Source organism: Bradyrhizobium sp. AS23.2, from assembly GCF_001908185.1.
In the GTDB taxonomy this organism is placed as follows: domain Bacteria; phylum Pseudomonadota; class Alphaproteobacteria; order Rhizobiales; family Xanthobacteraceae; genus Bradyrhizobium.
Genome location: NZ_LGHM01000417.1, coordinates 1 through 524, shown reverse-complemented (window position 1 = coordinate 524; position 524 = coordinate 1). Strand labels below are relative to the sequence as shown.

1 pseudogene is annotated in these 524 nt (G+C 62.4%); it reads left to right on the top strand.

Annotated elements, in window-relative coordinates:
* A pseudogene (locus tag AC630_RS46600) lies at positions 1–524 on the top strand (Ulp1 family isopeptidase); the annotation flags it as partial.

The window sequence follows — 524 nt, the reverse complement described above, 5'->3', positions numbered from 1 at the left end:
CAGACACCTTTGGGGGTCTTGCGTCATTTGTTGATCTGAATGCGCCGACGCCGTCCGAACTGCGCGATGATGCTCACTTTGGGCCCGGGCCCTCTGCCAGAGCGCGTTCAGGCACCTTCGAGGGTCTTGCGTCATTTGTTGAGCTGAATGCGCCGACGCCGTCCGAACTGCGCGATGATGCTCACTTTGGGCCCGGGCCCTCTGCCAGAGCGCGTTCAGGCACCTTTGGGGGTCTTGCGTCATTTGTTGATCTGAATGCGCCGACGCCGTCCGAATTGCGCGATGATGCCCACTTTGGGCCCGCGCCCTCTGCCAGAGCGCGTGCAGACACCTTTGGGGGTCTTGCGTCATTTGTTGATCTGAATGCGCCGACGCCGTCCGAATTGCGCGATGATGCCCACTTTGGGCCCGCGCCCTCTGCCAGAGCGCGTGCGGACACCTTTGGGGGTCTTGCGTCATTTGTTGATCTGAATGCGCCGACGCCGTCCGAACTGCGCGATGATGCTCACTTCGCGCCCGCGCCC